We start from the raw sequence: 6,844 nt of genomic DNA, 5'->3' as shown, positions 1-6,844 counted from the left end.
CTCGAGGTCACAAGCCAATCCGTCCAAAAGGTTAAAGAACAACCTTTCGGCCGGCTCGTCTTGTGCTTGTCGCCCCTGAACAAGGCGCTTGTGCTTTTCTATTGACACCTTACCCCCTTTTTTGATAATTTATTAGTATAATTAGCACTCGGTAATGATGAGTGCTAACAGAGGTGATGAATGTTGTTAACAGATCGTCAATTGTTAATTCTGCAAGTTATTGTTGATGACTTTATTCGATCTGCCCAACCAGTCGGCTCAAGAAGCTTGTCGAAAAAAGAGGAAATATCCTTTAGTTCGGCTACGATTCGCAATGAAATGGCCGATCTCGAAGAGTTGGGGTATATAGAAAAGACACACACCTCGTCAGGGCGTGTGCCTTCGGAAAAAGGTTACCGGTATTATGTAGATCATTTATTGTCTCCTCAAGTATTAAACAAGCAGGATATATCGATTATTCGATCCATCTTTGCTGAAAAGATTTACGAGTATGAAGAGATCATTCAAAGATCGGCCAAAATTCTTTCTGAGCTGACCAATTATACCTCGATTGTTCTTGGTCCAGCAGTAAGTATTAATAAGCTGAAAAAAATCCAAATCATACCGTTAAACAAAGAGACTGCAGTTGCCATTTTTGTTACGGATACCGGTCATGTTGAAAATCGTACTTTTTCATTACCTGCCTCTATGGATGCAAGTGATTTAGAAAAAACAGTAAATATTTTAAATGATCGGCTTTCAGGTGTTTCCTTAGAGAGTTTAAACGATAAGATTTATAAGGAAGTAGCAATGCTTTTAAGGCAGCACATTCATAATTATGATTTAATGCTGCATACGATCGCTGATTCTTTGAAAATGCCAATCCATGAAAAGCTTTTCTTTGGTGGAAAAACAAATATATTAAGCCAACCGGAATTTCATGATATATCAAAAATACGTACATTACTGATGATGATTGATCAGGAAGAATGGATCTATAATTTAATTCGGAAAGATTCTGCAGGCATTCATGTCAAAATAGGCACGGAAAATAATATTACCGCCATGGACAATTGCAGCTTAATCACTGCTTCCTATTCAGTTGGTCAAGAAAAATTAGGTACGATTGCTATCCTTGGTCCAACGAGAATGGAATATTCGCGTGTGATCGGTTTGCTCCAATTTTTAAGCAGTGATTTGACACAAGTCTTAACGAAACTGTATCAAAATAAATAGCACTGGTAATATTGAGTAAGGGTGGAATGCCTTTAATTTCACACCTTTTACCATGAAAATATAGGTTTCATAATATGTAACAAATGCTTTAAGGGAGGTGAGTAAGTTGACGAATGAAAAGAATAATACGATTAATGAAGAAGTAGAAATTGATGTTAAAAATACTGAAAATGTTGAACTTACCGATGAAAATGCGGCTGAAAGTGAAGCGACAAAACAGGCAAATGTTGATCCAGTCGTAGAGCTTACGAAAGAAATTCAAACGCTAAATGGTAAGATAGAGGAAGCAGAGAATCGGTATTTACGACTTCAAGCAGATTTTGATAATTTCCGCCGTCGTTCTCGGTTAGACCAAGAGGCGAGTGAAAAATATAGAGCTCAAAAGTTAATTACAGATTTACTGCCCGCACTAGATAATTTTGAAAGAGCCATGAATGTAGAAGTTGATCATGAACAGACCAAGTCTTTATTACAAGGGATGGATATGATCTACCGTAGTCTTTTAGAGGCCTTGAAAAATGAAGGTGTTGAACAAATTGAATCCGTAGGGAAAGAGTTTGACCCTCATCATCATCATGCTGTCATGCAAGGTGAAGATGAAAACGTTGGATCCAATATTGTTACAGACGAATTTCAAAAGGGCTATCTATTAAAAGACCGCGTGATTCGCCCAGCAATGGTGAAAGTTAATCAATAATTCTACATATATATTAGGAGGAAAAGGCAATGAGTAAAATAATTGGTATTGACCTTGGTACAACAAACTCTTGTGTGTCCGTACTTGAAGGCGGGGAGCCAAAAGTAGTTCCTAATCCAGAAGGAAATCGCACAACTCCGTCTGTTATTGCGTTTAAAAACGGCGAGCGCCAAGTTGGGGAAGTGGCAAAACGCCAGGCGATTACAAATCCAAACACCATTATGTCGATTAAACGCCATATGGGAACAAATCATAAAGAAAATATTGAAGGCAAAGATTACACACCGCAAGAGCTTTCTGCCATCATTCTTCAATATTTAAAATCCTATGCTGAAGATTATCTTGGGGAGCCTGTGACAAAGGCCGTTATTACAGTACCTGCTTATTTTAATGATGCAGAACGTCAAGCAACTAAGGATGCCGGAAGAATTGCCGGTCTTGAAGTAGAGCGAATCATTAATGAACCGACTGCAGCTGCTTTAGCTTACGGTTTAGATAAAACAGATCAAGATCAAACCATTCTTGTTTATGACCTTGGCGGCGGTACATTTGACGTTTCTATTCTTGAACTTGGTGACGGTGTATTTGAAGTAAAATCCACCGCTGGTGATAATCGCTTAGGCGGCGACGATTTTGACCAAGTGATTATTGATTATTTAGTGGAACAATTCAAAAAAGATAATGGAATCGACCTTTCTCAAGATAAAATGGCTTTACAACGCTTAAAGGACGCAGCTGAAAAGGCGAAAAAGGACTTGTCAGGTGTGACTTCAACTCAAATTTCATTACCATTTATCACTGCAGGCGCAGCTGGCCCGCTTCATCTTGAAGTAACTATGTCAAGAGCGAAGTTTGATGAACTTTCTGCCAACTTGGTTGAACGGACAATGGGTCCAACTCGCCAAGCATTAAGTGATGCAGGCTTGTCACCATCACAACTTGATAAAGTCATTCTTGTTGGCGGTTCAACGAGGATTCCAGCTGTTCAAGAAGCAATTAAGAAAGCAACTGGACAGGAGCCTCACCGTGGCGTAAACCCGGATGAAGTAGTCGCAATGGGTGCTGCTATTCAGGGTGGCGTTATCACTGGTGACGTTAAGGATGTTGTTTTACTAGACGTTACACCACTCTCACTTGGTATTGAAACTATGGGCGGAGTGTTTACAAAGTTGATTGACCGTAATACAACCATCCCTACATCCAAATCACAGGTGTTCTCAACGGCTGCAGATAGCCAAACTGCTGTAGATATCCATGTACTTCAAGGGGAACGTCCAATGGCAGCGAATAATAAAACATTGGGTCGCTTCCAATTATCCGATATTCCGCCAGCACCACGCGGAATTCCGCAAATTGAAGTAAACTTTGATATTGATAAAAACGGGATCGTAAATGTCCGTGCTAAAGACCTTGGTACAAATAAGGAACAACAAATTACGATTAAGTCTTCAACAGGTCTTTCTGATGAAGAAATTCAAAAAATGGTAAGAGAAGCAGAAGAGAATGCTGAAGCCGATAAACAGCGTAAGGAAGAAGTGGAGCTTCGCAATGAGGCAGACCAGCTTGTCTTTACAACAGAAAAAACGTTAAAAGATCTTGAAGGCAAGGTAGATGCTTCTGAAGTTACAAAGGCAAATGAAGCGAAGGATGCTTTAAAAGCTGCTATTGAGAAAAACGACCTAAATGAAATCCGTACTGCAAAAGATGCATTACAGGAAATTGTTCAAGCATTAACTGTGAAGCTTTATGAACAAGCGGCACAAGCACAGCAAGCGCAGCAAGGCGGAGATGCAGGCCAAACTACTGCTAATGATGATGTTGTTGATGCTGAATTTGAAGAAGTTAAGGAAGATAAATAATCGGCTGAGTAACAACCAAAAAAGTCAAAGTCAGTCAATGGGCTTTGGCTTTTTTATTGCAATAGAACTATTACAGGTGTTAGAATAATCTTTATGTGACAGATTCGGGAGTGGTAATCATGAGTAAACGGGATTACTATGAAGTGCTCGGTGTAAGTAAGAGTGCTTCTAAGGATGAAATAAAAAAAGCTTATCGCAAGCTTTCCAAACAATATCATCCAGATATTAATAAAGAGCCGGATGCGGCTGATAAATTTAAGGAAATCGCTGAAGCATATGAAGTGTTAAGCGATGACCAAAAGAAGGCTCATTATGACCAATTTGGTCATACCGATCCAAACCAAGGTTTTGGCGGCGGGGCTGATTTCGGCGGCGGCTTTGGCGGCTTCGAAGACATTTTTAATACTTTCTTCGGGGGCGGAGGCGGTTCAAGAAGACGTGACCCGAATGCGCCTAGACAAGGAGCAGACCTCCAATATACAATGACTGTTTCCTTTGAGGAAGCAGCGTTTGGAAAAGAAACAGATATTGAAATTCCACGTGAAGAAACCTGCGAAACATGCAGCGGTTCAGGTGCAAAGCCCGGAACAAAACCGGAGACTTGTCAGCACTGCCAAGGAAGCGGGCAGTTAAATGTAGAGCAAAATACTCCATTTGGCAGGATTGTTAATCGTCGTACATGCCATTACTGTAATGGTACGGGGAAAGAAATAAAACATAAATGTTCAACCTGCGGTGGTAAAGGAAAAGTGCAAAAGCGCAAGAAAATTCATGTCAAAATTCCTGCCGGTATTGATGATGGCCAGCAGCTGCGCATGGCAGGTCAAGGGGAAGCAGGATTTAATGGTGGGCCGGCTGGTGACCTTTATGTTGTTTTCCAAGTACGCCAGCATGAGTTTTTTGAAAGAGATGGCGATGATATTTATTGTGAAATGCCTATTACGTTTGTTCAAGCGTCGTTGGGTGATGAAATTGAGGTCCCAGCATTAAACGGCAAAGTGAAACTGAAAGTTCCAGCCGGTACTCAAACAGGAAAGAAATTCCGCCTAAAAGGGAAAGGTATTCCTAATGTACGCGGTTATGGTGTAGGGGATCAATACATTATTGTTCGAATTATTACGCCAACAAAGCTTTCCGACAAGCAGAAACAGCTTCTGAAAGAATTCGCCGAGCTTAGCGGAACCTCCCCTATCGGTGAACATGAAGAAAGTTTTTTCTCAAAAGTAAAACGTGCCTTTAAAAGCGAGTAAGGATTGGAGTTGGTAGAATGAAGTGGTCAGAAATTAGTATCCACACAACAAATGAGGCGATCGAACCTATTTCACATATCTTGCATGAAGCCGGGGCGAGCGGTGTAGTCATTGAAGATCCATTCGAATTGACAAAGGAAAGGGAAGATCAGTTCGGAGAAATCTACCAACTCAATCCAGACGATTATCCGGAGGAAGGCGTTATTGTAAAAGCCTATTTACCGGTAAATAGTTTCCTTGGAGAAACGGTAGAGGCAATCAAGGAATCAATTAATAACCTGATTATTTATGATATTGATTTAGGCTTAAACCAGGTAACAATTAGTGAGGTAAACGAAGAAGAGTGGGCAACCGCTTGGAAGAAATATTATAATCCCGTGAAAATTTCAGAAAAGTTCACAATTGTCCCTACTTGGGAGATATATGAACCGGTCAGCAGTGATGAGTTAATTATTGAGCTTGACCCTGGCATGGCTTTTGGTACGGGAACACATCCAACCACTGTCATGTGTATTCAAGCCCTAGAAAGAACAGTTCGTCCGGGAGATCGAGTAATCGATGTTGGGACTGGTTCTGGTGTGCTCAGTATTGCCGCAGCAATGCTTGGTGCCGAGGATGTTAGAGCTTATGACCTTGATGAAGTTGCTGTAACATCTGCAAAGTTGAATATTAAGCTTAATAAGGTTAGTAAAACAGTGACTATTTCCCAGAACAATCTTTTAGATGGTGTTCCGGAGAAATCTGCAGATGTAATCGTAGCGAATATTTTAGCAGAAGTAATTGTTAGATTTACGGATGACGTTGCACGATGTGTTAAGCCTGGCGGCACCTTTATTGCCTCAGGGATTATACAGCAGAAAAAAGATTTAGTGAAAGAAGCACTTGTGGCAGCAGGATTTGATATTATCGAAACCATTCTTATGGAAGACTGGGTTGCGATTATCGCCAAAAGGATATAATGATGGACAAAAGGGGTGTTAGAAGCCCCTTTTTATTTTTCAATCTTTCATTATTACCTTAAATTTTGTAAAATAAAGAGTAAAATGTTTTGAGAGGGTGTAAAAGTGTGCAACGCTACTTTGTTAGACAACAGGCAAATGATAATCAGTTTACCATTGCTGATGAAGACCGCCATCATATTGTAAAGGTTATGCGGATGCAGATTGGTGATCAGGTCATTTGTGTTGATCCGGAAGGAAAACAAGCTGTTTGCAGGCTTGCAGAAATTACCGATTCAAGTGTCGTTGCAGACGTTGTACAATGGAAAGATGAAGTTTCGGAGCTTCCGATTTCGATTACGATTGCAAGCGGCCTGCCAAAAGGGGACAAGCTGGAATGGATTATTCAAAAAGGAACTGAACTGGGTGCCCATCAGTTTCTTCCATTTTCTGCTGCCCGCTCAATCGTGAAGTGGGATGAAAAAAAAGCAGCTAAAAAATTAGAGAGATGGCAAAAGATTGCCAAAGAGGCTGCAGAGCAATCCCATCGCGTCCTAATCCCTGAAATCATAAGCACCATGAATTTTAAAGCGTTACTGGGAAAAAGTAAGGATTTTGATTATAAATTAGCAGCTTTTGAAGACGAAAGTAGAAACGGAGAAATGTCCGTTTTTTCTTCAACCCTTAAACAAATGAAAAAAGGGGAGTCTCTCCTTTTGGTTTTTGGGCCGGAAGGCGGCTTAGCTGATGATGAGATTCGGCTATTAAAAGAAAATGGCTTTGGTCTATGCGGGTTAGGCCCGCGAATTTTACGGACGGAAACGGCCCCATTGTATACACTTGCGGCCATTTCCTATCATTTTGAATTATTGAGGTGAGTTTACA

General features: G+C 40.6%; 6 protein-coding genes. All 6 read left to right on the top strand.

Translation table 11 applies throughout. The features are described from left to right. Positions 1-183 precede the first annotated feature (183 nt). Positions 184-1,215 carry a heat-inducible transcriptional repressor HrcA gene (gene hrcA / locus BABA_RS22775; RefSeq protein ID WP_007087615.1) on the top strand — a complete coding sequence of 344 codons (1,032 nt, stop codon included), beginning with the start codon at positions 184-186 and terminating at the stop codon, positions 1,213-1,215. A 106-nt stretch (positions 1,216-1,321) separates the two neighbouring features. Then, on the top strand, positions 1,322-1,912 hold the full coding sequence (gene grpE / locus BABA_RS22770; RefSeq protein WP_007087614.1) for a nucleotide exchange factor GrpE: 591 nt from the start codon (positions 1,322-1,324) through the stop codon (positions 1,910-1,912). Positions 1,913-1,941: 29 nt separating this feature from the next. After that, positions 1,942-3,771: a molecular chaperone DnaK gene (gene dnaK / locus BABA_RS22765; RefSeq protein ID WP_007087613.1), complete on the top strand. Its 1,830-nt coding sequence runs from the start codon at positions 1,942-1,944 to the stop codon at positions 3,769-3,771. Between the two features lie 119 nt (positions 3,772-3,890). Next, positions 3,891-5,021, top strand: coding sequence for a molecular chaperone DnaJ (dnaJ, locus tag BABA_RS22760; RefSeq protein WP_007087612.1), 1,131 nt, complete (start codon positions 3,891-3,893; stop codon positions 5,019-5,021). A 17-nt stretch (positions 5,022-5,038) separates the two neighbouring features. Beyond that, positions 5,039-5,980, top strand: coding sequence for a 50S ribosomal protein L11 methyltransferase (prmA, locus tag BABA_RS22755; protein ID WP_007087611.1), 942 nt, complete (start codon positions 5,039-5,041; stop codon positions 5,978-5,980). A 107-nt stretch (positions 5,981-6,087) separates the two neighbouring features. Then, positions 6,088-6,837 carry a 16S rRNA (uracil(1498)-N(3))-methyltransferase gene (locus BABA_RS22750; RefSeq protein WP_007087610.1) on the top strand — a complete coding sequence of 250 codons (750 nt, stop codon included), beginning with the start codon at positions 6,088-6,090 and terminating at the stop codon, positions 6,835-6,837. Positions 6,838-6,844 lie beyond the last annotated feature (7 nt).

Origin of the sequence: Neobacillus bataviensis LMG 21833, from assembly GCF_000307875.1 — a bacterium.
In the GTDB taxonomy this organism is placed as follows: Bacteria; Bacillota; Bacilli; order Bacillales; family Cytobacillaceae; genus Neobacillus; species Neobacillus bataviensis.
The sequence above is the reverse complement of the archived record's forward strand: the minus strand, read 5'-3'. Positions and strand labels throughout refer to the sequence as shown.